Raw genomic sequence first — 24,796 nt, 5'->3', positions numbered from 1 at the left:
ACCCATGCGCGGTGACCGCGTCTTCGCGTACGGCGCGGCCGCCGGGCTCGCCGCCGATCTGCTCCTCGCCGATCCCCGCCGGGGGCACCCCGTGGCCGTCTTCGGGCGGGCGGCGGCCCGCGTAGAGGGCGCGCTGTGGCGTGACCACCGCGCGTGGGGCGCCCTGCACGCCGTGGTGTGCGCCGGCGGCGCGGCCGGGGCGGCCGCGCTCGCGGCCCGGGCGGTACGGAACCGGGGCGTCCTCCCCGTCGCGCTGACCGCCGCATCCGTGTGGGCGGTCGTCGGCGGTACGACGCTGGGGCGGGAGGCCCGCGCCATCGGCGGGGCGCTGGCCGCCGGTGACCTGGAGGTGGCCCGGGAGCGGCTGCCGCACCTGTGCGGGCGCGACCCGCAGGCCCTGGACGGCCCGGGCATGGCCCGCGCGGTCGTCGAGTCGGTCGCCGAGAACACCTCGGACGCCGTGGTCGGCGCCCTCGTGTGGGGCGCGATCGGGGGCGTACCGGGACTGGTCGCCTTCCGGGCGGTGAACACCCTGGACGCGATGGTGGGCCACAAGTCGCCGCGCTACCGCCGCTTCGGCTGGGCGTCCGCACGCCTCGACGACGTGGCCGGCTGGCCCGGCGCCCGCCTGACGGCCGCCCTGGCGACTGTCGCCGGCGGCAACCCGCGCGGCGCACTGCGGGCCTGGCGCGCCGACGCCGCCAAGCACCCGAGCCCGAACGCGGGTCCCGTCGAGGCGTCGTTCGCGGGCGCGCTGGGCGTACGGCTCGGCGGGACGCTCTCGTACGGCGGCCGGGTCGAGCACCGGCCCGTGCTCAACGCAGACGGCCGGGCCGTCGAGGTGGCGGACATCGAACGGGCGGTGCGGTTGTCGCGCCGGGTGAGCGCGCTGACCCTCGCGGTGTGCGCGGGCGGGCGGCTGGCGTACGGGGCGATCAAGCGGAGGCGTACATGAGCAAGGGTGGGGGGCTGCTCGTCGCGGGCACCACGTCCGACGCGGGCAAGAGCGTCGTCACGGCCGGCATCTGCCGCTGGCTGGTACGGCAGGGCGTGAAGGTCGCACCGTTCAAGGGACAGAACATGTCCCTCAACTCGTTCGTCACACGCGAGGGCGCCGAGATCGGCCGGGCGCAGGCCATGCAGGCGCAGGCGGCCCGGGTGGAGCCGACCGCGCTGATGAACCCGGTGCTGCTCAAGCCGGGCAGCGACCGCTCCAGCCAGGTCGTGCTGATGGGCAAGCCGGTCGGCGAGCTGAGCGCACGCGGCTACCACGGCGGCAAACAGCGCGAGCTGCTCGAACCGGTCCTGGCCTGCCTCCAGGAGCTGCGCGAGACGTACGACGCCGTGATCTGCGAGGGCGCCGGCAGCCCGGCGGAGATCAACCTGCGCCGGACCGACATCGTCAACATGGGCATCGCGCGGGCGGCCCGCTTCCCCGTGGTCGTGGTCGGCGACATCGACCGGGGCGGGGTCTTCGCCCAGTTCTTCGGTACGACGGCGCTGCTGGCGCCCGAGGACCAGGAGCTGGTCGCGGGGTACCTGGTCAACAAGTTCCGCGGCGACGTGACGCTCCTGGAGCCGGGCCTGGACATGCTGCTGGGTCTGACGGGGCGCCGGACGTTCGGTGTCCTGCCGTACGCGCACGGGCTCGGCATCGACGAGGAGGACGGGCTGCGGGTGTCCATGCGCGGCGCGGTGCGCGAGTCGGTCGTGGCGCCGCCGCTGGGTGAGGACGTGCTGCGGGTCGCCGTCTGCGCCGTACCGCTGATGTCCAACTTCACGGACGTCGACGCGCTGGCCGCCGAGCCGGGCGTGGTCGTCCGTTTCGTGGACCGGCCCGAGGAGCTCGTCGACGCGGACCTGGTGGTGGTGCCCGGCACGCGCGGGACGGTGAGGGCGCTGGCGTGGCTGCGCGAGCGGGGCCTCGCGGACGCGCTGGTACGGCGCGCCGCCGAGGGGCGCCCGGTGCTGGGCATCTGCGGCGGCTTCCAGGCGCTGGGCGAGCACATCGAGGACGACGTCGAGTCCAAGGCCGGTGAGGTCGAGGGGCTCGGACTGCTGCCGGTACGGGTGCGGTTCGCCCCGGAGAAGACGCTCGCCCGGCCGGTCGGCGAGGCCCTGGGCGAGCCCGTCGAGGGCTACGAGATCCACCACGGTGTCGCGGACGTACGGGGCGGCGAGCCGTTCCTGGACGGGTGCCGCGTCGGGGCCGTGTGGGGCACGCACTGGCACGGCTCGCTGGAGAGCGACGGCTTCCGCCGGGCGTTCCTCACCCAGGTGGCGCGGGCGGCCGGCAGACGTTTCGTCCCGGCGCCCGACACGTCGTTCGGCGCGCTGCGCGAGGAGCAGTTGGACAAGCTCGGCGACCTGATCGAGGAACACGCGGACACGGACGCGCTCTGGAAACTGATCGAGCAGGGCCCGCCCACAGGACTTCCCTTCATCGCACCCGGAGCACCTTCATGAGCGCTGCACCCCACTACCCCTTCACCGCCATCGTCGGACAGGACGACCTGCGGCTCGGGCTGCTGCTGAACGCGGTGTCCCCGGCCGTCGGCGGTGTCCTGGTACGCGGTGAGAAGGGCACCGCCAAGTCGACGGCCGTCCGCGCGCTCGCGGCCCTGATGCCGGACGTGGACGTCGTCGCAGGCTGCCGCTTCTCCTGCCCGCCCGGCTCCCCCGACCCGGCCTGCCCCGACGGGCCGCACACCGTCGCCGAGGCGGTGAGCCGCCCGGCCCGGATGGTCGAGCTTCCCGTCGGCGCATCGGAGGACCGGCTGGTGGGCGCCCTCGACATCGAACGGGCGCTCGCGGACGGGGTGAAGGCCTTCGAGCCGGGCCTGCTGGCGGACGCGCACCGGGGTGTGCTGTACGTCGACGAGGTCAACCTGTTGCACGACCACCTGGTGGACCTACTGCTCGACGCGGCCGCCATGGGTGCCTCGTACGTGGAGCGCGAGGGTGTCTCCGTACGGCATGCCGCCCGCTTCCTGCTGGTGGGCACGATGAACCCCGAAGAGGGCGAGCTGCGGCCGCAGTTGCTGGACCGGTTCGGGCTGACCGTGGAGGTGGCCGCCTCGCGGGAGCCCGAGCAGCGGGTCGAGGTGGTGCGGCGCCGGCTGGCGTTCGACGACGACCCGGCCGGTTTCGCGGCACGGTGGGCCGACGAGGAGGCCGCGCTGCGGGAGCGGATCGTGGCCGCGCGGGCGCTGCTGCCGAAGGTGACGCTCGGCGACGCGGCGCTGCGGCAGATCGCGGCGACGTGCGCGGCGTTCGAGGTGGACGGCATGCGCGCCGACATCGTGATGGCCCGGACGGCGACGGCCCTGGCCGCGTGGGCGGGGCGGACGGACGTCACCTCCGACGACGTACGGCAGGCGGCGCTGCTGGCGCTGCCGCACCGGCGCAGGCGCAACCCGTTCGACGCGCCGGGGCTGGACGAGGACAAGCTGGACCAGACGCTGGAGGAGTTCGGCGGCGGGGACGACGACCCGGACCCGGGGCCCGACGGGCCGGACGGACCGGGTGGTGGCCCCGGCGGCGGTGGCGGGGTGCCCCCGCAGGGGGGTGAGCCGGAGGGCTCGGCCCCCGAGAGCGCCCCGGCACCCGCGCCCGCCCCGGGCAACGGCGGCGGTTCGCCCGAGCAGGCGCCCGTCAAGGCCGCCGAGCCGTTCCGGACCAAGGTGCTGAGCGTGCCGGGCCTGGGCGACGGCGCGGCCGGGCGCCGGTCCCGCGCGCGCACCGAACACGGCAGGACGACCGGGGCGCGGCGCCCGCGGGGGACCCTCACCAAGCTGCACCTGGCGGCGACCGTGCAGGCGGCCGCCCCGCACCAGCGGGCGCGCGGCCGGTCGGGTCCCGGGCTGGTCGTACGCCGTGACGACCTGCGCCAGGCGACGCGCGAGGGGCGTGAGGGGAACCTGGTGCTGTTCGCCGTGGACGCGTCCGGTTCGATGGCTGCCCGGCAGCGGATGGGCGCGGTCAAGGGTGCCGTGCTGTCGCTGCTGCTGGACGCGTACCAGCGGCGCGACAAGGTCGGGCTGGTGACCTTCCGTGGCTCGTCCGCCGACCTGGCCCTGCCCCCCACGTCGTCCGTCGACGCGGCCGCCGCCCGCCTGGAGCAACTGCCGACCGGCGGGCGCACCCCGCTGGCGGCCGGGCTGCTGAAGGCGCATGACGTGCTGCGCGTGGAGCGGCTGCGCGACCCGGCGCGCCGCCCGCTGCTGGTCGTCGTCACGGACGGCCGGGCGACCGGCGGGCCGGAGCCGGTGGCACTGGCCGCCCGCGCGGCCGGACTGCACGCCGCCGAGGGCACCGCGTCGGTGGTCGTGGACTGCGAGACCGGTCCGGTACGGCTGGGCATGGCGGCCGAACTGGCCCGTCACCTCGGCGGCACCGCCGTCACACTGGACGAACTGCGGGCGGACGCCATCGCGGGTCTCGTCAGGGATGTCAGAGCAACTACTGGGAGGGCCGCTTAATGCCGCAGGGACAGCCGACCGTCGTACCGGATGACGGGCTCACCACCCGCCAGCGCCGCAACCGGGCGCTGGTGATGGTGCACACGGGCGTCGGCAAGGGGAAGTCGACGGCCGCGTTCGGGATGGCGCTGCGCGCCTGGAACCAGGGCTGGCCGATCGGGGTCTTCCAGTTCGTCAAGTCCGCCAAGTGGAAGGTCGGCGAGGAGAACGCCCTCAAGGCGCTCGGCGAGACCGGCAAGGGCGGGACGGTGACCTGGAACAAGATGGGCGAGGGCTGGTCCTGGATCCAGCGCGACCCCAAGGACGGCGAGCAGTCGCACGAGGACAAGGCGCGCGAGGGCTGGGAGCAGGTCAAGCGTGACCTCGCCGAGGAGAAGTACAAGTTCTACGTCCTCGACGAGTTCGCGTACCTGCTGCACTGGGGCTGGATCGACACCGCCGAGGTCGTCGAGGTGCTGAAGAACCGGCCCGGTCAGCAGCACGTGGTGATCACCGGCCGCAACGCCCCCGCCGAGCTCTGCGAGTTCGCCGACCTCGTCACCGACATGTCGAAGGTCAAGCACCCGATGGACGCGGGTCAGAAGGGCCAGCGGGGCATCGAGTGGTAGCACGTCTCGTCATCGCGGCGCCCTCGTCGGGCGCGGGCAAGACCACGGTGGCGACCGGCCTGATGGCCGCGTTCGCCGGCCGTGGTCTCGCGGTGTCCCCGCACAAGGTGGGCCCCGACTACATCGACCCGGGCTACCACGCGCTCGCCACCGGCCGCCCGGGCCGCAACCTCGACGCCTACATGTGCGGTACGGAGCTGATCGCGCCGCTCTTCGCACACGGCGCGCGCGGCTGCGACCTGGCGGTCGTCGAGGGCGTCATGGGCCTGTACGACGGTGCCGCCGACCAGGGCGAGCTGGCGTCCACGGCACAGGTCGCCAAGCTGCTGAAGGCTCCGGTCGTCCTGGTGGTGGACGCCTCGTCGCAGTCCCGGTCGGTGGCGGCGCTGGTGCACGGCTTCGCGTCGTGGGACCCGGAGGTGCGCATCGGCGGGGTGATCCTCAACAAGGTGGCCACCGACCGGCACGAGCACCTGCTGCGGGAGGCGCTCGGCGAGTCGGGCGTACCGGTGCTGGGCGTGCTGCGGCGGGCGCCTTCCGTTGCCACGCCGTCGCGGCACCTGGGGCTGGTGCCGGTCGCCGAGCGGCAGGCGGCGGCGGTGGAAGCGGTGGCCGCGCAGGCGGAGCAGGTGCGGGCGGGGTGCGACCTGGAGGGGCTGCTGGCCCTTGCGCGGTCGGCGCCGCCGTTGCCGGACGCGCCCTGGGAGCCGTCCCTGGAGCCGGTCGCGGGCCGGCCCGTCGTCGCCGTCGCGGGCGGAGCCGCGTTCACGTTCTCGTACGCGGAGCACGCCGAGTTGCTGGCGGCCGCCGGGGCGGAGGTCGTGGCGTTCGATCCGCTCCGGGACGGGGCCCTCCCCGAGGGGACGAGCGGGCTGGTGATCGGCGGCGGGTTCCCCGAGATGTACGGGGCCGAGCTGTCCGCCAACGAGCCGCTCCGCAAGGCCGTCGCGGACCTCGCCGCGTCCGGCGCGCCGATCGCCGCCGAGTGCGCGGGGCTGCTGTACCTGGCGCGTTCGCTGGACGGGCAGCCCATGTGCGGTGTCCTGGACGCGGACGCGCGGATGTCGCAGCGGCTGACGCTGGGTTACCGGGACGCGGTGGCGGTGAGCGACAGCCCGCTGGCGGCGGCCGGGACGCGGATGCGGGGGCACGAGTTCCACCGCACGGTGATCGAGCCGGGCGCGGGCGAGGTGCCCGCGTGGGGGCTGCGGCAGCCGGAACGCCGGGTGGAGGGCTTCGTGCGGGGCGGTGTGCACGCGAGTTACGTGCACACGCACTGGGCGGCCGTGCCGGAGGTGGCGCGGCGGTTCGTGGAGCACTGCGCGCGATGACGGTGGTGGTCGGTGTGGGGGCCGGGCGGGGCGTGTCCGCCGACGCGGTGCTCGGGCTGGTCGAGCAGACGCTGCGGGAGGCGGGGCTGGCCGTGTCCGCCGTACGGGAGTTGGCGACGGTCGACTCCAAGGCGGACGAACCCGGGATCGTGGGCGCCGCGCGGCGGTTGGGCGTGCCGTTGCGTACGTACCCCGCGCGGGAGTTGGCTCTGGTCGCCGTACCGCACCCGTCGGAGGCCGTGAGGGCGGCGGCGGGGACGCCGTCGGTGGCGGAAGCGGCGGCGCTGGCGGGCGGGGGCGAACTCCTCGTACCCAAGCGGGTGTCGGGGAAGGCGCGGGTGACATGTGCCGTGGCGCGCGGGCGGTTGTTGAATGTGGGTCACGGGTACACCGGTGGGGAGACACCGGAGTGTTAGACCCTGTTCATGGAGCGCTACCGGGAGCCCGTAGGCCTCCCGTCCCCCACCCCCCACTTCACCCACACGCTGGCGGCCATGTATACCCACACCGACACTCACGATCTGCGGCACCACGGTGACGCGGAGGTCCGCGACGAGAAGCTGACCGATCTCGCGGTCAACGTCCGGACGAACACCCCGCCCGACTGGCTGCGGGAGCGCATCGCGGCCTCACTGACCGGGCTCGCCGCCTATCCGGACGGGCGGGCGGCACGGGCCGCCGTCGCGGCGCGCCACGACCTGCCCGCCGAGCGGGTGCTGCTGACGGCGGGCGCGGCGGAGGCGTTCGTGCTGCTGGCGCGGGCGCTGCCGGTGCGAAGACCAGTGGTGGTGCACCCGCAGTTCACGGAGCCGGAGGCGGCGCTGCGGGACGCCGGGCACGAGGTGCGGCGGGTGCTGCTGCGCGAGGAGGACGGGTTCCGGCTGGACCCGGAGGCGGTTCCGGAGGACGCCGACCTGGTGGTGGTCGGCAACCCGACGAACCCCACGTCCGTGCTGCATCCGGCCGCCCTGCTGGCCGGGCTGGCCCGCCCGGGGCGGACGCTGGTGGTGGACGAGGCGTTCATGGACGCGGTGCCCGGTGAGCGGGAGGCGCTGGCGGGGCGGACCGATGTGCCGGGCCTGGTGGTGCTGCGCAGCCTCACCAAGACGTGGGGCCTGGCCGGGCTGCGGATCGGCTACGTACTGGCCGATCCCGCGACGGTGACGGCCCTGGAGCGGGCGCAGCCGCTGTGGCCGGTCTCGTCGCCGGCGCTGGCGGCCGCCGAGGCGTGCATGTCGCGGGCGGCGCTGGCGGAGGCGGAGGACGCCGCGCGCCGAATAGCGGTGGAGCGCGCGCATCTGCTGGCGGGGCTCGCGGAGTTCGACGAGGTGCGGGCGGTGACGGCGGCGGAGGGCCCGTTCGTGCTGGTCCGCATGGAGGGCGCGGACGTGGTGCGGGACCGGCTGCGGTCGCTGGGCTTCGCGGCCCGGCGGGGCGATACGTTCCCGGGCCTGGGCCCGCAGTGGCTGCGGCTGGCGGTCCGCGACCGGGTGACGACGAACCGGTTCCTCCAGGCCTTGGACCAGGCGCTGGTGATGGCGGGATCGGGGTGCGGGAAGAGCCGCTGACGCGTCGGTCGGCCGGTCGCGTCAGTTGATGTTGGACGCGATCAGGATGGCGATGACGCCGAGCAGCGCCAGGACGAACACCGGCAGGGCGAGGACCTTCGCGGACCAGTCGAGCAGGCTGGTGGCGGCCGCTCGCGGTTTGCTGTAGAGCCCGGGCGAGGAGCGGAGGTCATAGCGCGCCACGCTGACGAGGATGAGCGCGACGAGCGCCATGACCAGGGAGATCACCAGGTCACGCGTCGACGCCCGGGCGAGGTGGGCCTGGATGTTGACCCAGGTCTCCCCCGCCTGCTGGAGCCGGGCGGCTTCCACGGCCGCCTTGATGCCCATGGCCAGCGAGGCGACGGCCGTTCCCAGGGCGGCCGCGGCGAGCGCCGGCGCGCGGAAGGTCTTGATGCCGCTCGGTTGTGCCGGAGGGGAGGGCTGGGGCCGCGGTTGGGGCGGAGGTGGCTGAGGCGGCCGTGGCGAGGGCGGCGGCTTGGGCTTGGGCTGGGGCGAGGGCTCGGGCTGGAGTCCGGGCGGCCCGGGCGTGGGCGGCGGCGTCGGCGGCCCGGGGGGCGGCGGCTCGGGCGCCGGGGGCTCGGGCGCGGGCGGGGGGATGTCCTTGGGCACCGTCTTGGGCTCCCGTACCTCCGCCTCGACGTGGAGCACGGCTTCGCCCACGAAGCCCTTCAGCACGATGTCGTCGCTCACTCGCCCCGGGGTGGCCGTGTCGACGGTGACGTCCAGCCCGTCCCCCGCCGGGACCGCGTGGAGCCGGTCGTCCTTGGGGCGCGGTGTGCAACTGCGGGCGAGCGGCGGGCCGAGCAGGCGCACGTGCCGGGTGGGCGGGACAGCGTGCTGGTCCACCGGGTCGAAGCGGACCGTCGCCGGCTCGGGGGTGATCCGCACTTCGGCGAGGGCGGTGCTCGCCTGCTCCGCCACGGCGCGGATGTCGTTGCGGGCGACCTGCTCCAGGGCCTGGCGGGCGCCCGCGGCGACGGGCAGGTCGGTGTGTCTCATCCAGTTGCCCAGTTCGGTGACGGCCCCGAGCCGGGTGAACATCTCCTCGCTGGTCAGCGCGGCCCGCAGCCGCTCCGGCAGAGGGGCCGGCACGATCCGCCGCCGGTCGCTGCGCGCGAGGTACAGGTCGCCCTGCAAGTCGGACTTGCAACTCGGGGTCTGGTTCCGGTTCTCCCGGCGTACCCGGTCGCAGACGTAGTCGTACAGCTCCCTGAGGGCCACCATGCCGTCCTCGTCCTTGTCCGCCTCTCCGGAGGAGAGTCCGGACACCACGGCATTGGTGAAGACGGACGGCTTCGGGTTCGCCTCGTCGGCGAGCCGGGCGCCCTCGAAGGCGTACTGCATGGCGTTGGAAGCGGTGATGACCGCCCACCCACGTCCGCCGCCGCCGAGCTTGTCGCCGGCGAAGTTCTCCAGGACATGGGCGTCGCCGGCCGCACGGGCGACCGCGCCCGGGGAGAAGGCTCCGCCGTAGCAGCAGTCCAGGAACAGGACGGTGGTGCGCGCGCGGGTGTCGGCCATGCAGTCCTGGACGAATTCGGCGGCGATCCCGGTGGCCTTGAGGCGTTTGGGCCGGGTGTCGGGGGCCGCGAAATACAACTCCCCCGATTCGCTCTTCAGGCCGTGGCAGGAAAAATGCAGCAGCAACGTGTCGTCGCGCTTGCGGTCCGCGAAGAATTCCTCGATGCGCATGCGGATTTCATGTGACGGCTGATTCCGGACGACCTGCACTTCGAAGCCGCCGATGCGCGGATTCCCCAGCACTTCGGCGAGCGCCTCGGCGTCCGCGGCGGGTGACGAGAGCCTTTGCAGGCCGCCCTCCTGATAGTCGTCGTTGGCGATGATCAGGGCGTGCCGGGAGTCGTCCATGACGGTGCCTCGGGCTATGCCTCAACGGGGGTGTGCTTCTTGATGAAGACGCCGAGGGCCTCCGCGACCTGGTCCGGTGAGGCTTCGGAGAGTTCCAGTACGTCGCCGTCCATCGTGAGGCGCAGGGACGGCCGTGATTCCTGGAACCGGGACCACCAACCGTGGAGGACGCCGGCGACCTGGCGCAGGGCGGTGGCGGACTGGCCCAGGGTGACCAGCAGCGCACCGATTTCCATTACACCGAAGGCGCGTGCGCCGGACGGTACTTCCTCGGCCGGGACGGCCTCCACGTTGTCGACGTCGAGTTCGAGGAGTTCACGGCGGAGGTAGCCGGTCATCCGGTCGATCCGTTCGGGATCGGTCCCTTCCTCGAAAAGGTGAATCTGCAACTGGTTTTCCACGGGAAGCCCCCTTCTTCCTGTCAGGGGCGGGTGTCCCTCGAATCCAGTGTGTGCGTTTCTCGGCAGCGCCGCAAGAATCGCGGAAATGGCGCACGGCGTCCCCCCTCTCCCCCCGGGAACGCCGTGCACCGCCGCGTCAGCCGCGTGGCCGGGCCGCGCGGGCGCGGCGTGTGAAGGTCAGGGCACCGGCACCGGCGGCGAGGAGGGCGAGGGAGCCGCCCGCGAGGTAGGACGTGAGCGAACTCCCGCCGGTCTCGGCGAGGTTGGCCTCTCTCGGCTCGGCGGCCGTCTGGGGCCGTACGCCGGCGGGCCCGGCATCGGCGGGCTTGGCGTCCGCCGGCCGGGGGGCCGTCTTCGGCGGTGCCTCGGGCGACTCGCAGGTGGCCCCGGCGAGGGTGATTGTGCCGGTGACGTCCGCGACGTTCGCCTTGAGCGGGTTCACCGACACCGTGAGGGTCAGGGCGGTGGCGGCGGCGGTACGGGAGGTGGTGTGCGTCTTCGACAGGCCGAGCGTCACCTCGCCGACGCCGGGCACGTCGACCTTCGTCGGGCCGCCCGCCGTGAGCGTGACCCGCTTGCCGAGGACGGTGACGCGGCCCAGCAGGTTCGCCTCGGCGACGGGCCGCTCGCCGGCCTCGCAGACCGCGCGGGAGGTGACCTTCTCGACCTCGATCAGCGACAGCAGCGGCAGCCCGGGGACGTGCAGTTGCGCGTGGGCGAGCTCGGTGTGCCCCTCCGCACGGCGCGCGTCGGCGGTCGCCCGCGCGGTGGCGACGTCGGCCCGGAGGACGCTGACCGGCCTGCCCTGCTCGACGCCGTCCAGGGTGACGGTGAGCGCGGTCTTCGCGGCGCTCTCGGGCGCCTGGACCTCGTTGAGCGTGGCCTTGAGCGGCACGTGCACGGACTTGTTCAGCAGGGACACGTCCAGGTCGGTGCGCAGGACGACGGCGCTCGCGCGCCCGGCTTCCCCGCTCGCGGCCTCTCCTCCGGTGGCGTGCGCCGCGGGCGCGGCGGCCAGGAGCGCGGGTCCGGCGGCGAGCGCCACCGCGGCCGCCGCGGCGGTGAGGGGGAGGCGGCGGGCGGGCGGGCGCGAGGTGGTGCTGTTCAAGATGTGGAACCCCCACAGGGAGACATGGCGTCGCCGGCCCCGGCCCATGGGGAACGCATGAGCGGCGGCGACGTGGGACACCGGAATCTTTACGCACGGAGAGTGAACGGGCGGCCGCCTCACGTGAGTTCACCCCAAAGTGGGGTTTCCGTTCCCATATTCGAATCTTTCGGCACGGGCGTTCGCTCACATCCCACCCATTGCATGAAGTGAAGAAAAGTGGATAACGACAAGCGGCAGCGGGTCGTCACGGGTTGTCAACGGGCGTCAACAGGATGCGGATTGCTTATCGCGCGACCGTGAGCTTTAGTTAGGGCAGCCTAACTAAAAGATCGGGACAAGAGTGAGCATCGAGGTCTACCGGGACATCTGGGGCATCCCGCATCTCCGCGCCGCCGACGCGCTGGAACTCGTCCACGCGCAGGGACGCACCACCGCCCTGGACCGGGCCTGGCAGTTGGAGGTCGAACGGCACCGCGCCCAGGGCACCACGGCCGCCTTCCTGGGCACCGAGGCCGTCGAGTGGGACGTCTTCGCCCGCCGTGCCCAACTGGCCGACACCGCCCGCCGCTGCTTCGACGCGCTCGACGAGCCCACCCGTATCTGGGTGCGCGCGTACGCGGACGGGGTCAACGCCGGGCTCGCGGCCGGCGCCCGCCGCGCGCCCGAGTTCGCCGCCACCGGACTGGCCCCCGGGCGGTGGGAGCCGTGGACGCCGCTGGCCGTGTGGCTGTCGAGGCACATCCTGTTCGCCGGTTTCCCCAGCAAGCTGTGGCGCGACCACGTCGCCCGCCGGCTCGGCGAGGAGTACGCCGAGCTGTTCGCCACCGACGGCCCCGCCGCCTCCGGCAGCAACGGCTGGCTGGTGACCGGCGACCGCACCGCCACCGGGGCGGCGCTCATCGCGGGCGACCCGCACCGGATCATCGAGGCGCCCGGCGTCTACCAGCAGATCCGGCTGGCCTGCCCCGACTACGACGTCGTCGGGCTCGCCGTCCCGGGCGTACCCGGCCTGGCGCACTTCGGGCACACCGGCACGGTCGCCTGGGCGATCACCAACGCCATGGCCGACTACCAGGACCTGTACCGGGAGCGGCTGCGGCGCACCGGGGACGGCGAGGTGACGGCGCTTGGCCCGGACGGCTGGGCGCCCGCCCACGTCCACACCGAGACCGTCGAGGTCAAGGGCGCCGACCCGGTCGAGATCGAGGTGGTCGAGACCGAGCGCGGACCGGTGATCATCGACGGGCCGGACGAGGTGATCAGCCTCCGTTACCCGCCGCGCGTGACCGGCGAACTGGGCTTCGCCGCCCTGCCCGCGCTGCTCGCCGCCCGCACCGTCGCCGACGTGGACCGCGCGTTCGACCGCTGGGTGGAGCCCGTCAACGTCGTCCAGGCCGCCGATACCGAGGGCGGCACCCTCCACCGGGTCGCCGGGCACGTCCCGCGGCGCGGGCGCGCCAACCGGCTGCGCACCGTCCCGGCCTGGGAGCCCGGCCACGAGTGGCACGGCGCCCATGACCCGATGCCCCGCGAACCGGTCGACGGCGTCGCGGTGATGGCGAACGCGCGCGGACTCGCCACCCCGCTCGGCGTCGAGTTCGCGGCACCGCACCGGGCGCAGCGGATCGCCAGGCTGCTGGACGCCTCCAAGAGCTGGACCGCGCCGGAGATGGCCGCCATCCACACGGACACCCACCTGGCCTCGGCCCGCCCGCTGCTCTCGCTGCTCGCCGCCCTGCCCGACCTGGGGCTGGAGGCGCGGGAGGTGCGCGACCGGCTGCTGTGCTGGAACCGCCGCATGGCGGCCGGGAGCACGGACGCGGCGCTCTTCGCGGCCGTACGCGGGGCGGTCGTGCGCCGCCTCGCCGAGCACCCGGCGCTCGCCGTGCTGGCCGAACCGCCCGCGTACCCCGCGCTCTTCCAGCCGTGGCTGGCCCTGGTCCCGCGCGTCGCGTACGCCCTGGGGACCCTGCTGGCGGGCGGACCGGTGCCCGAGGCCGACCGGCTGGCGGCGGTCCGCGCCGCCCTGGAGGAGGTGGCCGCCGCTCCCCCCACCGAGCCATGGGGCGCCACGCACCGGCTCGCGCCCTGGGCCGCGCTGCCCGCGCTGACCGACGGCACCGACGAGTGGCCCGGTCTGGACGGCGACCACGACTGCGTCCTGTCCACCTCCAGCGTCCCGGGCCTCACCGACCACAGCGCGCGCGGCCCGGCCGCCCGTTACGTCTGGGACCTGGCCCGGCGCGAGGACAGCCTCTGGGTGGTGCCCTTGGGCGCCTCGGGCGTCCCCGGCGACCCGCACGCGCGCGACCAACTGCCGCTGTGGCTACGGGGCGACCTCGCGCCCGTCGTCACCGACTGGGACCGGCTCATCGAGGAGCGGCACGACCACCGCTGACCGATGACGCGTCAGTCGACGACCCGGCCGTTGAGGATCACCCGCCGCGGCGCCGCCAGCGCGCGGACGTCCGCGCGCGGGTCCTCGTCGTAGACGACCAGGTCGGCCGGGGCGCCCTCGTCCAGGGCGGGGCGACCGAGCCACGCGCGGGCGCCCCAGGTCGTGGCCGACAGGGCCTCCAGCGGCGGGATGCCGGCCGTGACGAGCTCGGCGACCTCGGCGGCGACCAGGCCGTGCGCCAGGGAGCCGCCCGCGTCGGTGCCGACGAAGACGGGGACGCCCGCGTCGTACGCGGCGCGCACGGTGTCGTACCGGCGCTCGTGGAGCCGCCGCATGTGGTCGGCCCAGCGCGGGAACTTGGCCTCTCCCCCGGCGGCGAGCCGCGGGAACGTGGCGATGTTGACGAGCGTCGGCACGATGGCGACGCCGCGCTCGGCGAACAGCGGGATGGTCTCCTCGGTGAGGCCCGTGGCGTGCTCGACGCAGTCGATGCCCGCCTCGACCAGGTCGCGCAGCGACTCCTCGGCGAAGCAGTGGGCGGTGACGCGCGCGCCGAGCCGGTGCGCCTCCGCGATGGCCGCCTCGACCTCGGCACGCGGCCAGCAGGCGCCCAGGTCGCCGGTCCCCCGGTCGAGCCAGTCGCCGACCAGCTTGACCCAGCCGTCGCCGCGCCGGGCCTCCCGGGCGACGTACGCGACGAGGTCGGCGGGCTCGATCTCGTGGGCGTAGTTGCGGATGTAGCGGCGGGTGCGCGCGATGTGCCGGCCCGCGCGGATGATCTTCGGCAGGTCGTCCCGGTCATCGATCCAGCGGGTGTCCGCCGGGGATCCGGCGTCCCGGATCAGCAGCGTGCCCGCGTCCCGGTCGGTGACCGCCTGCTTCTCGCTGGTGGCCTCGTCCACGGCCCCGTGGGCGTCGAGCCCCACGTGGCAGTGCGCGTCGACCAGGCCGGGCAGCGCCCAGCCCGAGACCGTCCTGACGTCGCGCGCGGCGGACGGCCGGTCGTAGGTGATCCGCCCGTCGACCACCCACAGTTCGTCGCGTACGTCCTCCGGGCCGGCCAGCACCCGCCCCGTCACATGCAGCACCACGCTCATGTCCAGCACTCTACGGGGGCGGAAGTACGCTCGGCGTAGCAGTCCCGTACGTGAACACAGTGGAAGCGAGCTCCCGTGACGCACCCCCTCCTCGACCTGCCCCCGCTGACCGCCGACCGCTTCGCGGCCATCGAGCGGCGCGTGGCCGCGCTGCTGGCCACCGAGCAGGACGTGCTGATCACGCAGGGAGAGGCGTTGCTGCCGCTGGAGGGCTGCATCCGCAGCGGGGCCCGGCCCGGGTCGACCGCGCTGAACGTGATCACCGGGCCGTACGGGCAGACCTTCGGCGACTGGCTGCGGGACTGCGGCGCGACGGTGGTGGACCTGGAGGTGCCGTTCCACACGGCGGTGACGGCCGACGAGATCGCCGAGGCGCTGGAGCGGACCCCGGAGATCGACTTCGTGTCCCTGGTACACGCCGAGGCGGCGACCGGGAACACCAACCCGGTCGCGGAGATCGGTGAGGTGGTACGGGCGCACGGCGCGCTGTTCTACCTGGACGCGGTGGCCTCGGTCGGCGCCGAGCCGGTGCTGCCCGACGCCTGGGGCGTCGACCTGTGCATCATCGGCGCGCAGAAGGCGATGGGCGGCCCGGCGGGTGTTTCGGCGGTGTCGGTCAGCACGCGCGCGTGGGAGCGGTTCGCCGCCAACCCGGCGGCGCCGCGCCGCTCGTACCTGTCCCTGCTGGACTGGAAGGAGCGCTGGATCGACCGGGGGCGTACGGCCCTGCCGCACGCGCCCGCGCAGTTGGAGATGCTGGCGCTGGAGGCGTGCCTGGAGCGCATCGAGGCGGAGGGCCTGGACGCGCTGATGGGCCGCCACGCCTCGGCCGCCGCGGCCACCCGCGCGGGCGCGCTCGCCCTCGGTGGCGGTCTGGAGCCGTACGTGCACGAGGCGAAGGACGCCGCCCCGGTCGCGACGACGCTGCGCACCCCGCCCGGCGTGGACGCCGCCGAGCTGGTGGCCGGGGCCCTGGCGGCGGACCCCGCCCTCCCGCTGGCGGCGGGCGGCGGGGCGCTGGCCAAGGAGATGGTCCGGGTGAACCACTACGGGCCGGGCGCCACCCAGGACGTGGTCGCCTCCTCCCTGGCCGCCCTCGGCACCGCCCTGGGCGCGCTGACCGGCACGACCCCGAACCTGGACGCCGCACGCCGTGCGGTCACCGCGGCCTGGAGCTGACGGCCCGGACGGCCCGCTCACGAGGCCGGGTGGGCCGCACCCCGCGCGGTCACCGCAGCGTGGACGCCACCGGCGGTAACCGCCCCGGCGGCCCCGCTCACGACCCCGCGACGGCCCCTGACCGTCACCGCAGCGTGGACGTCACCGGCGCGGCGGCCCCGGCGGCCGGGCCGCCCGCTGTCCCGGCGGTCTGGTCGCCGATCGTCCCCGTGGCCGGGCCGCCGATCGTCCCCGTGGCCGGTCCGCCGGCCGTGCGTGGTGCCGCGCCGCCCGCTGGGACGGCCGGGCCGCCGGCCGTGCGTGGTGCCGTGGCGCTCGTCGTCGCCAGGGCTTCCAGCAGGGCCTGGACCGGTGGGCTGAGCGGTCGTTCCGCCGGGACGGCGAGGGAGACCGGGGCCGTGAGGGCCGGTAGGGGGCGGAAGGCGATCCGGGGTGTCGGCGGCAGGGGGCCCACCGGGTGGAACAGCGTCCAGGACGGCTCGGGGTGCGCGGCGAGCTCGGTGAGCGTGTCCTGGAGCGTGGTGAACGGCGGACCGGCCGTCCAGTCCGGCAGGGCGGCCGTGACCAGGTCGTGGAAGGCCGGGTCGGCGGCGCGCGGGACGAGCCGCAGCGGCAGGCGGGCGAGCCGGTCGAGGCTCGGCGACTCGCCGTCCGCGAGGCCGAGGGCGAGCGCGTGGGAGGCGGGCAGCGCGGCGATCAGCGGCTCGTCCCACAGCCGGTGCAGGGCCACGCCGTCGGCCCGCCGCACGGTGCGTACGAGGGCGGCGTCGAACGTTCCGGAGCGCACGGCCGCGAGGCGGGCCTCCTGGGGCGCCCGCTCCAGCCGTACGCGCAGCCCGGGGCGGCGGGCGGCCAGCGCGTCGAGGGCGCGGTACACACGGTCGGCGAAGGCCCGGCTGGTGCCGAGCCGTACGAGTCCCTCCGTCCCGGCGGTGATCCCGGCGGCGGTGTCCCGGACCCGCGCGGCCGCGGCGAGCGCGGCGCGGGCCTCGGGCAGCAGCCGCTCACCGGCCGCGGTGAGGCGCACGCCGTGCGTGGGCGAGCGGTCGAACAGGCGCAGCCCCAGCTCCCCTTCCAGCCGGGCGATGCGCCGGCTCACCGACGCCGGGACGGTGCGCAGCCGCTCGGCGGCCCGTACGAAGCCCAGTTCCTCGGCGACCGCGACGAAGTTCTCCAGCTCACGCAGCTCCACTCCTGGCCCCCACCCATCGCCGTTGATGATCTCTGTGCCGGTCAACCGCTTCCCTGTCCCGTCTTCTTCCCGCTTCTTCGCGTCGCGCGTACGCACCGATACGTGCGGGGGGTGCGGACGGCTCAACGGCGGGGCCGAGCCGAGGACGGCGGTGGCGGCGGTGGCGGCGGTGGCGGCGACGGCGGATTGTCACCGGAATGGCATCGGGTGAATACTTCGGGGAATTCCTGGCACTACATTGTCGCGGACAGTTGCCCGCATTCTTCTGCCCGGTTTCCCCGACCCTAAACGCAAAGATTTCATAAGGACTCGACGGGCAATTCGGGCACATGTCAAGCCCGTTACTCCGGTGTGACGGACTCCACATCGCGCCCGTTTTGCCGGGAAATATACGGGCAAAAAGCGGCGATCGGCGAGCGACCGGCCCTTGAGCTCGCGCCCGCGCGATAACACAGGTCAGACGCTCACCCAACCCCTCACCCCGATGCAATTTCAGAAATTGCTGGGTAAGTTCAATCCGCATGACCGCCGCACAAGCAGACCTTGCACGTGCCCGAAACGAATTCCCCCGACCGGCCGCACCGGCCATCGGTATCGACACCCCCCGAGTGGAGGACGGAGCCGCGATCTGGCGCATTGCCCGCGACTCCGAGGTCCTGGACCTCAACTCCTCGTACAGCTATTTGCTGTGGTGCCGCGACTTCGCCGCCACCTCCCTGGTGGCGCGCGGCGCCGACGGCGAGCCGATCGCCTTCGTCACGGGGTACATCAGGCCGCAGCGCCCGCAGACCCTCGTGGTCTGGCAGGTCGCCGTGGACCGCGCGCACCGGGGCCAGGGCCTGGCCGGTGTGCTGCTGGACGCGCTGACCGCGCGCGTGGCCGGACAGGGCGTCCACACCGTGGAGACCACCATCACCCCGGACAACACGGCGTCCGACCGGCTCTTCACCTCGTACGCGGAGCGCCGTGGGGCGTCCCTGGAGCGTGAGGTCCTCTTCGACGGGGGGCTCTTCCCCGAGGGGACGCACGAGCCCGAGGTGCTCTACCGGATCAGCCCGATCGCCTGAAACCCCCGGACGTCGCCCGAGACGCCTGAGACACCCCCACCGAGGAGACGAACCGCTGTGACCATCACCCCGCCCGCCCTGAGTGTCTTCGAGACCCTGGAGTCGGAGGTGCGCAGCTACTGCCGCGGTTGGCCCGCGGTGTTCGACCGCGCCCAGGGCGCACGCCTCACCGACGAGGACGGACACTCCTACCTCGACTTCTTCGCCGGCGCCGGCTCGCTCAACTACGGCCACAACAACCCGGTACTGAAACGCGCCCTGCTCGACTACATCGAGCGTGACGGCATCACCCACGGCCTCGACATGGCCACGACCGCCAAGCGCGCGTTCCTGGAGTCCTTCCAGAACGTGATCCTCCGGCCGCGCGACCTCCCGTACAAGGTGATGTTCCCCGGCCCGACCGGCACCAACGCCGTGGAGGCGGCGCTGAAGCTGGCCCGCAAGGTGAAGGGGCGCGAGTCGATCGTGTCGTTCACCAACGCCTTCCACGGCATGTCGCTCGGCTCGCTCGCCGTCACCGGCAACGCGTTCAAGCGCGCCGGGGCCGGTATCCCGCTGGTGCACGGCACGCCGATGCCGTTCGACAACTACCTCGACGGCCAGGTCCCGGACTTCCTGTGGTTCGAGCGGCTGCTGGAGGACCAGGGCTCCGGCCTCAACAAGCCGGCCGCCGTGATCGTGGAGACGGTGCAGGGCGAGGGCGGCATCAACGTCGCCCGGCCCGAGTGGCTGCGCGCGCTGCGCGAGCTGTGCGACCGCCAGGACATGCTGCTGATCGTCGACGACATCCAGATGGGCTGTGGCCGCACCGGTGCCTTCTTCTCCTTCGAGGAGGCGGGCATCACCCCGGACATCGTCACCCTGTCGAAGTCCATCAGCGGGTACGGCCTGCCGATGTCGCTGTGCCTGTTCACGCCGGAGCTCGACGTCTGGGGCCCGGGTGAGCACAACGGCACCTTCCGCGGCAACAACCCGGCCTTCGTCACCGCCACCGCCGCGCTGGACACCTACTGGGCCGACGGCCAGATGGAGAAGCAGACCATCGCGCGCGGCGAGCAGGTCGAGCAGGCGCTGCTGGCGATCTGCGACGAGAACTCCGCCTACGGCGCCCACTTCCGTGGCCGCGGCCTGGTGTGGGGCATGGAGTTCACCGACAAGTCCCGCGCCGCGGCGGTGTGTGCGCGCGCCTTCGAGCTGGGGCTGCTGCTGGAGACCTCGGGCCCGCAGAGCGAGGTCGTCAAGCTGCTGCCGCCGCTGACCGTCACGCCCGACGAGCTGGACGAGGGACTGCGGACGCTGGCCCGCGCGGTCCGCGAAACGGCCTGAATCCCTCCCGTACGAAAGGAAGTTGCACCACCGTGATCGTCCGATCGTTGAAGGACATCGAGAACACCGAGCGCCATGTCAAGGCGGCCTCCGGCACCTGGGAGTCCAAGCGCATCGTGCTCGCCAAGGAGAAGGTCGGCTTCTCCCTGCACGAGACCGTGCTGTACGCGGGCACCGAGACGTCGATGTGGTACGCCAACCACGTCGAGGCCGTGCTGTGCGTCGAGGGCGAGGCCGAGCTGACCGACGACGAGACGGGCGAGACGCACTGGATCGAGCCGGGCACGATGTACCTGCTCGACGGCCATGAGCGCCACACCCTGCGCCCGAAGACGGACTTCCGGTGCGTGTGCGTCTTCAACCCTCCCGTGACCGGACGGGAGGACCACGACGAGAACGGTGTCTACCCGCTGCTGACCGAGGAGGGCTGAACCATGACGACGACCACGACCACCGCTGTGCAGGACCTGTACCCCACCCGAGGCGCCTCCGAGGTCGTCACTCCCCGCCAGGACCCGGTCGTCTGGGGGCCGGTGTCGTCGCCGGAGCTGGAGTCCTTCGAGCGTGACGGCTTCCTCGCCGTCGACCGGCTGATCACGGAGGACGAGGTCGCGGTCTACCGCGCCGAGCTCGACCGGCTGGTCAGCGACCCGGTGATCCGTGCCGACGAGCGCTCGATCGTCGAGCCGAAGTCCCAGGACGTACGGTCGGTCTTCGAGGTCCACAAGATCAGCGAGGTGTTCGCGCGGCTGGTCCGCGACGAGCGCGTGGTGGGCCGGGCGCGCGAGATCCTCGGCTCGGACGTGTACGTCCACCAGTCGCGGATCAACGTGAAGCCGGGCTTCGGTGCCTCGGGCTTCTACTGGCACTCGGACTTCGAGACCTGGCACGCGGAGGACGGGCTGCCGCGGATGCGGACGGTGTCCGTGTCGATCGCCCTCACGGAGAACCTGGACACCAACGGCGGCCTGATGATCATGCCGGGGTCGCACCGGACGTTCCTGGGCTGCGCGGGCGAGACGCCGAAGGACAACTACAAGAAGTCGCTCCAGATGCAGGACGCGGGCACGCCGTCGGACGAGGCGCTGACGAAGTTCGCCGACGCGCACGGCATCCGGCTGTTCACCGGCAAGGCGGGCTCGGCGACCTGGTTCGACTGCAACGCCATGCACGGCTCGGGCGACAACATCACCCCGTACCCGCGCAGCAATGTCTTCATCGTGTTCAACAGCGTGGAGAACGCCGCGGTGGAGCCGTTCGCGGCCCCGGTCCGGCGGCCGGAGTTCATCGGGGCGCGGGACTTCACGCCCGTGCGGTAAGGCCACCGCGGGCAGGGGCGTACACGCGGAGGGGCGGGACCGGGGTGCGGTCCCGCCCCTCCGTTCCGGTGCCGTCAGCGGTGCCGGAACCAGTTCGCCGCCGGCAGCAGCCTGCCGTCGTAGTCGAACAGGGCCTGGTTCTCCCAGGCGTTGCCGGACGCCGGGTCGGCCGGGTCCCAGCCGCTGCCGGTGACGGCCGTCCAGGCGGGCTCCCAGTAGACGACGCCCAGGCCACGGCCGTTCGGCACGGCCTCGACGACGTTCATCACGTCCCGCAGGTTCGCGGCCTGGCCCGCCGGGGTCGCCGGGTAGCCCGGGGCGAGGCTGCCGGCGGTGGCGACGTTGTTCTCCAGGAAGTCGTCATTGGCGAGCGTGTGCGCGTACGCCGTCTCCGCGACCAGCACCGGCTTGCCGTACCGGGCGGCGACGTCGTCCAGGTTGGCCTGGAGTCCGGAGAGCGGACCGTGCCAGTAGCCGTAGTACGACAGGGCGATGACGTCGAAGGGCACCTTGTACGCGACGGCCTGGTCGAACCACCAGCGGGTGCCCGCGTTGTCGCCGCCCTTCGCCAGGTGCAGGGCGACCCGGGTGGCCGGTGACACGGCCTTGGCCGCGTTCGCGCCGGACGTCAGCAGCCCGGCGAGCTGCGCCCAGTGGGAGGTGCGGCCCTCCTCCCAGAGCATGCCGCCGTTCAGCTCGTTGCCGATCTGGACCATGTCGGCCGTCGTGCCCTGCGCCTTGAGCGCGCCGAGGACGTCGTACGTGTGGTCGTACACGTCCTTCCTCAACTGCTCGTACGTGTGCGAGGACCAGGCCGCGGGCTTGTACTGCTTGCCCGGGTCGGCCCAGGTGTCCGAGTAGTGGAAGTCCACCAGGACCTTCATGCCCTGGGCCTTGGCGCGCTTGGCCATGGCGAGGACCTTCGCCTTGTTGTTGTAGCCGTCGGCGGGGTTCACCCACACCTTCAGGCGGACGTGGTTCATGCCGGCGGACTTGAGGACGGTCATCGCGTCGCCGCTCGTCCCGTTCGCGTACCGGTAGCCGGCTCCGTGGGCCTCGTTCTTGGGGAGCGTCGACAGGTCGCCGCCCTTGATGGCGAGGCCGGTGGTGCCGGGCGTGAGGGTGACGTCGTCGAAGTTGGCCCACTCCCCCGCGTGGGCGTCGGAGTTGAAGCTGACCGTGCACTGTCCGCCGGTCACCTTCACGGAGGTGACGATCCTGATCCAGGCGCCGTTCGCGGTGGGCGGCAGGTCGGTGCGCTGTTCCGCGCTGCCGCAGTTGCGCAGCGCGATGTACGCGGCGTTCTGTCCGCCGCTGGAGCGGACGCGGGCGCTCAGCGTGTACGTCCCGTCGGCGAGGCCGGACAGGTACTGGTAGGTCTCCACCTTGTAGGCGCCGGACGCCCAGTGGGAGAGCCGGGTGCCGCCGCTCGCCCCGCCGGCCTCGGTGAACGAGGCGCTGTGGTGGCCGGTGGCCGAGTAGGTGGACCAGCCTGCGGTCCCGCTCTCGAAACCCGGGTTGGTGAGCGTGGCCGCCGCCGTGGCCGTGGTCGCGGGCAGCCCCGCGAGGAGCAGCCCGGCGGCGGTGACGGCGGCCGCGGCCACTGTGTTGGTGCCGTACATGTCGTGTCCCTTCGACGATGTGCGTGCGGTGCCTTGCGGGTGGGTCACGCGAGCCGGACGACGCGGACGGCACCCGCCGGGACGGCGAGGTGCCCGGCGACGGGCTCGCCGCTGAGGAGTTCGGTGCCGGGGGCATCCAGCGGCACCTTGGCGTCGAGCGCCGTGTGGTTGAGGACGAACAGGTAGCTGCCGCTCTCGCCGGTGCGGCGCACCACCTCGACGTCCCGGGGCAGTCCGGTGCGCGGCGCGATGCCGGCGTCCTCGCAGGCCGCGCCGATGACCGCGTCCAGGGCGGGCGGGGCGAGGCGGGTGGAGACGTACCAGGCGGTGCCCTCGCCCAGGCGGTGGCGGGTGACGGCGGGGCGGCCGGCGGCGGGGCCGTCGGCGTACGTCCACACGGTCTCGGCGCCGCGCGGGACCACGAACTCGGTCCACACGTCGCCGGTCAGCGTCCCCTCCCCGGCCCGCTCGGTGATCCGTACCGTCTCGCCCTCGCCCAGTGGCGACCACTCCTCGACGGTGAGGCCGAGGACGTCCCGCAGCACGCCGGGGTGGGGGCCGGGGTGGACGGCGTCGTGCTCGTCGACGATGCCGGAGAAGTACGACACGACGAGGGTGCCGCCGTTCTCGACGTAGGCGTGGAGGTTGCGTCCCGCCGCCTCGGTGGCGAGGTAGAGGGCGGGCACGACGACCAGGGGGTGGGCGGACAGGTCGGCCTCGGGGTGGACGAAGTCGACGGTCAGGTGCCGGTCGTAGAGCGTCTCGTAGCAACTGTCGGCGCGTTCGCGGGCGTCGTGGTCCACGCTGGGGCGGTACTCCAGGCTCTGCGCCCACCAGGAGTGCCAGTCCCACACCATGGCGGCGTCGGCGACCGTGCGCGTACCGCGCAGTTGGGCGAGGGAGCCGAGGTCGGCGCCGAGTGCGACGACCTCGCGCCAGACGCGTGAGTCGGTTCCGGCGTGCGGCACCATCGCGGAGTGGAACTTCTCGGCGCCGCGCCGGGACTGGCGCCACTGGAAGAACATGGCGCCCTCGGAGCCGCGTGCGACGTGGGCGAGGGAGTTGCGGGCCATCTCGCCGGGGCGCTTGGCGGGGTTGCGGGGCTGCCAGTTGACGCCGCTGGTGGAGTGCTCCAGCAGCAGCCAAGGGGCGCCGCCGGCGACGGAGCGGGTGAGGTCGGCGGCCATGGCGAGGTTGACGTGGGTGCGGCGGCCGTCGGTGATCAGGTAGTGGTCGTTGGTGACGAGGTCGACCTCGCGGCCCCAGGCCCAGTAGTCGACGCTGTCGCACTGGCTGAGCGCGGTCATGAAGTTGGTGGTGACCGGCACGCCGGGCGCGAGGCGGTGCAGGATGTCCCGCTCCATCCGGAAGTTCTCGCGCATGGTGGCGTCGGCGAAGCGGCGGTGGTCGAGGGCCTGGGCCGGGTTGACCACGCCGGGCGTGGCGCGGGGCGGGTCGATCTGGTCGTACGAGGTGTAGTGCTGGCCCCAGAAGGCGGTCCCCCAGGCCTCGTTGACCGCGTCGACGGAGCCGTACCGGGCGTCGAGCCAGCGGCGGAAGTGAGCGGCGCACGTATCGCAGTAGCAGGCGCTGACGGGGACGCCGTACTCGTTGTGGACGTGCCACAGGGCGAGGGCGGGGTGTGTGCCGTAGCGGCGGGCGAGCTGTTCGGTGATGTTCGCGGCGGCGGCGCGGTACGCGGCTGAGCTGTGGCAGATGGCGCCGCGCGAGCCGAAGGAGTACCGCATCCCCTCGCGGGTGACGGGCAGCGCCTCGGGGTGGGCGCGGTAGAACCAGGCGGGCGGGACGACGGTGGGGGTGCCGAGGTCGGCGCGGATGCCGTGCTCGTGCAGCAGGTCGAGGAGCCGGTCGAGCCAGCCGAAGTCATAGGCGCCCGGCTCGGGTTCGAGCCGGGCCCAGGAGAAGATGCCGACGCTGACCATGGTGACGCCGGCCTCGCGCATCAGCCGTACGTCCTCCTGCCAGACGCTTTCCGGCCACTGTTCGGGGTTGTAGTCCCCGCCGTAGGCGAGCCGGTCCAGGCCTCTGGGAGTGGTCTCCGGCATGGGGGTTTCTCCTGATTCCTCGGGCTTCCTCGGGACGGGCCCACAGCGTTTCGATCAAGTGGGAACGTTCACACACATGGGCGCCGCTGGAACGCAACATAACCGCACAGCAACAACCATTGACAAGTGTCTGGGAAGTTTCTCTACTGTGAACGCTC

The 24,796-nt window shown here is 73.4% G+C and carries 18 protein-coding genes and 1 pseudogene; 12 read left to right on the top strand and 7 right to left on the bottom strand.

All coding sequences use genetic code 11. The annotated features are described in order from the left end of the window. Window positions 1–4: 4 nt before the first annotated feature. From ACZ46W_RS14915 to cobC, 6 genes and pseudogenes are all read left to right on the top strand, one after another. Window positions 5–955 (top strand): cobalamin biosynthesis protein, encoded by a 951-nt coding sequence (locus ACZ46W_RS14915; RefSeq protein WP_468336754.1) that lies wholly within the window; start codon window positions 5–7, stop codon window positions 953–955. After that, on the top strand, window positions 952–2,466 hold the full coding sequence (locus ACZ46W_RS14910; RefSeq protein WP_468336751.1) for a cobyric acid synthase: 1,515 nt from the start codon (window positions 952–954) through the stop codon (window positions 2,464–2,466). Before ACZ46W_RS14915 ends, ACZ46W_RS14910 begins: the two co-directional genes overlap by 4 nt. After that, complete coding sequence (locus ACZ46W_RS14905; protein WP_468336748.1) at window positions 2,463–4,481, top strand: putative cobaltochelatase; 2,019 nt, start codon at window positions 2,463–2,465, stop codon at window positions 4,479–4,481. Before ACZ46W_RS14910 ends, ACZ46W_RS14905 begins: the two co-directional genes overlap by 4 nt. After that, the gene (gene cobO, locus ACZ46W_RS14900; protein ID WP_468336745.1) at window positions 4,481–5,089 is read left to right on the top strand and encodes a cob(I)yrinic acid a,c-diamide adenosyltransferase; all 609 of its coding nucleotides are present in this window, start codon (window positions 4,481–4,483) and stop codon (window positions 5,087–5,089) included. The genes ACZ46W_RS14905 and cobO overlap by 1 nt, the downstream gene beginning before the upstream one ends. Further along, window positions 5,083–6,420: a cobyrinate a,c-diamide synthase gene (locus ACZ46W_RS14895; protein ID WP_468336742.1), complete on the top strand. Its 1,338-nt coding sequence runs from the start codon at window positions 5,083–5,085 to the stop codon at window positions 6,418–6,420. The genes cobO and ACZ46W_RS14895 overlap by 7 nt, the downstream gene beginning before the upstream one ends. After that, window positions 6,408–7,988, top strand: a pseudogene (gene cobC / locus ACZ46W_RS14890) (Rv2231c family pyridoxal phosphate-dependent protein CobC); the annotation flags it as partial. The gene ACZ46W_RS14895 and the pseudogene cobC, both read left to right, overlap by 13 nt. A 21-nt stretch (window positions 7,989–8,009) precedes the next feature. On the opposite strand, the gene ACZ46W_RS14885 reads toward cobC, so the two are convergent. The 3 genes from ACZ46W_RS14885 to ACZ46W_RS14875 all read right to left on the bottom strand — a co-directional run bounded on the left by ACZ46W_RS14885 (window position 8,010) and on the right by ACZ46W_RS14875 (window position 11,369). After that, window positions 8,010–9,860, bottom strand: coding sequence for a caspase family protein (locus ACZ46W_RS14885; protein WP_468336739.1), 1,851 nt, complete (start codon window positions 9,858–9,860; stop codon window positions 8,010–8,012). A gap of 14 nt (window positions 9,861–9,874) precedes the next feature. Then, window positions 9,875–10,249, bottom strand: a complete 375-nt coding sequence (locus ACZ46W_RS14880; protein WP_468336736.1) for a hypothetical protein — start codon at window positions 10,247–10,249, stop codon at window positions 9,875–9,877. A gap of 148 nt (window positions 10,250–10,397) precedes the next feature. Beyond that, complete coding sequence (locus tag ACZ46W_RS14875) at window positions 10,398–11,369, bottom strand: SCO1860 family LAETG-anchored protein (RefSeq protein ID WP_468336733.1); 972 nt, start codon at window positions 11,367–11,369, stop codon at window positions 10,398–10,400. 343 nt (window positions 11,370–11,712) lie between these two features. Between ACZ46W_RS14875 and ACZ46W_RS14870 the strand changes: the two genes are divergently transcribed. Then, the gene (locus ACZ46W_RS14870) at window positions 11,713–13,770 is read left to right on the top strand and encodes a penicillin acylase family protein (protein WP_468336730.1); all 2,058 of its coding nucleotides are present in this window, start codon (window positions 11,713–11,715) and stop codon (window positions 13,768–13,770) included. A gap of 11 nt (window positions 13,771–13,781) precedes the next feature. Here ACZ46W_RS14870 and ACZ46W_RS14865 read toward each other — a convergent pair whose 3' ends face one another. Continuing rightward, window positions 13,782–14,867, bottom strand: a complete 1,086-nt coding sequence (locus ACZ46W_RS14865; protein WP_468336727.1) for an amidohydrolase family protein — start codon at window positions 14,865–14,867, stop codon at window positions 13,782–13,784. Window positions 14,868–14,942: 75 nt separating this feature from the next. Between ACZ46W_RS14865 and ACZ46W_RS14860 the strand changes: the two genes are divergently transcribed. After that, window positions 14,943–16,046 carry a pyridoxal-phosphate-dependent aminotransferase family protein gene (locus ACZ46W_RS14860; protein ID WP_468336724.1) on the top strand — a complete coding sequence of 368 codons (1,104 nt, stop codon included), beginning with the start codon at window positions 14,943–14,945 and terminating at the stop codon, window positions 16,044–16,046. A 124-nt stretch (window positions 16,047–16,170) separates the two neighbouring features. Here ACZ46W_RS14860 and ACZ46W_RS14855 read toward each other — a convergent pair whose 3' ends face one another. Further along, entirely contained in the window at window positions 16,171–17,283 is a 1,113-nt protein-coding gene (locus tag ACZ46W_RS14855; RefSeq protein ID WP_468336721.1) for a LysR family transcriptional regulator, read from the bottom strand. Window positions 17,284–17,759: 476 nt separating this feature from the next. Here ACZ46W_RS14855 and ectA point away from each other — a divergent pair, with 476 nt between their 5' ends. Genes ectA through thpD form a run of 4 tightly spaced genes read left to right on the top strand, consistent with a single transcriptional unit; the run spans window position 17,760 to window position 20,950 of the window. Then, window positions 17,760–18,305: a diaminobutyrate acetyltransferase gene (gene ectA, locus ACZ46W_RS14850; protein ID WP_468336718.1), complete on the top strand. Its 546-nt coding sequence runs from the start codon at window positions 17,760–17,762 to the stop codon at window positions 18,303–18,305. Between the two features lie 57 nt (window positions 18,306–18,362). Continuing rightward, a complete protein-coding gene (ectB, locus tag ACZ46W_RS14845) occupies window positions 18,363–19,631 on the top strand; it encodes a diaminobutyrate--2-oxoglutarate transaminase (protein ID WP_468336715.1) in 1,269 nt (422 codons plus the stop codon). A 32-nt stretch (window positions 19,632–19,663) separates the two neighbouring features. Continuing rightward, window positions 19,664–20,062: an ectoine synthase gene (locus ACZ46W_RS14840; RefSeq protein WP_468336713.1), complete on the top strand. Its 399-nt coding sequence runs from the start codon at window positions 19,664–19,666 to the stop codon at window positions 20,060–20,062. 3 nt (window positions 20,063–20,065) lie between these two features. Further along, on the top strand, window positions 20,066–20,950 hold the full coding sequence (gene thpD / locus ACZ46W_RS14835; RefSeq protein ID WP_468336711.1) for an ectoine hydroxylase: 885 nt from the start codon (window positions 20,066–20,068) through the stop codon (window positions 20,948–20,950). A 74-nt stretch (window positions 20,951–21,024) separates the two neighbouring features. On the opposite strand, the gene ACZ46W_RS14830 is transcribed toward thpD, so the two are convergent. Both ACZ46W_RS14830 and ACZ46W_RS14825 read right to left on the bottom strand, forming a co-directional pair. Then, complete coding sequence (locus tag ACZ46W_RS14830; protein WP_468336708.1) at window positions 21,025–22,572, bottom strand: glycoside hydrolase family 53 protein; 1,548 nt, start codon at window positions 22,570–22,572, stop codon at window positions 21,025–21,027. A gap of 44 nt (window positions 22,573–22,616) precedes the next feature. After that, window positions 22,617–24,638, bottom strand: coding sequence for a beta-galactosidase (locus ACZ46W_RS14825; RefSeq protein ID WP_468336705.1), 2,022 nt, complete (start codon window positions 24,636–24,638; stop codon window positions 22,617–22,619). Between the last annotated feature and the right edge of the window lie 158 nt (window positions 24,639–24,796).

The sequence above is a fragment of the Streptomyces sp. NPDC031064 genome, assembly GCF_055570965.1.
Note: the sequence above shows the minus strand (reverse complement) of the source record. Positions and strands in the feature narration are given on the sequence as shown.

Coding starts and splice junctions, on each gene's coding strand:
- ACZ46W_RS14915 (WP_468336754.1), top strand. CDS start 5: ATGCGCGGTGACCGCGTCTTCGCGTACGGCGCGGCCGCCGGGCTCGCC.
- ACZ46W_RS14910 (WP_468336751.1), top strand. CDS start 952: ATGAGCAAGGGTGGGGGGCTGCTCGTCGCGGGCACCACGTCCGACGCG.
- ACZ46W_RS14905 (WP_468336748.1), top strand. CDS start 2,463: ATGAGCGCTGCACCCCACTACCCCTTCACCGCCATCGTCGGACAGGAC.
- cobO (WP_468336745.1), top strand. CDS start 4,481: ATGCCGCAGGGACAGCCGACCGTCGTACCGGATGACGGGCTCACCACC.
- ACZ46W_RS14885 (WP_468336739.1), bottom strand. CDS start 9,860: ATGGACGACTCCCGGCACGCCCTGATCATCGCCAACGACGACTATCAG.
- ACZ46W_RS14865 (WP_468336727.1), bottom strand. CDS start 14,867: ATGAGCGTGGTGCTGCATGTGACGGGGCGGGTGCTGGCCGGCCCGGAG.
- ectA (WP_468336718.1), top strand. CDS start 17,760: ATGACCGCCGCACAAGCAGACCTTGCACGTGCCCGAAACGAATTCCCC.
- thpD (WP_468336711.1), top strand. CDS start 20,066: ATGACGACGACCACGACCACCGCTGTGCAGGACCTGTACCCCACCCGA.
- ACZ46W_RS14830 (WP_468336708.1), bottom strand. CDS start 22,572: ATGTACGGCACCAACACAGTGGCCGCGGCCGCCGTCACCGCCGCCGGG.
- ACZ46W_RS14825 (WP_468336705.1), bottom strand. CDS start 24,638: ATGCCGGAGACCACTCCCAGAGGCCTGGACCGGCTCGCCTACGGCGGG.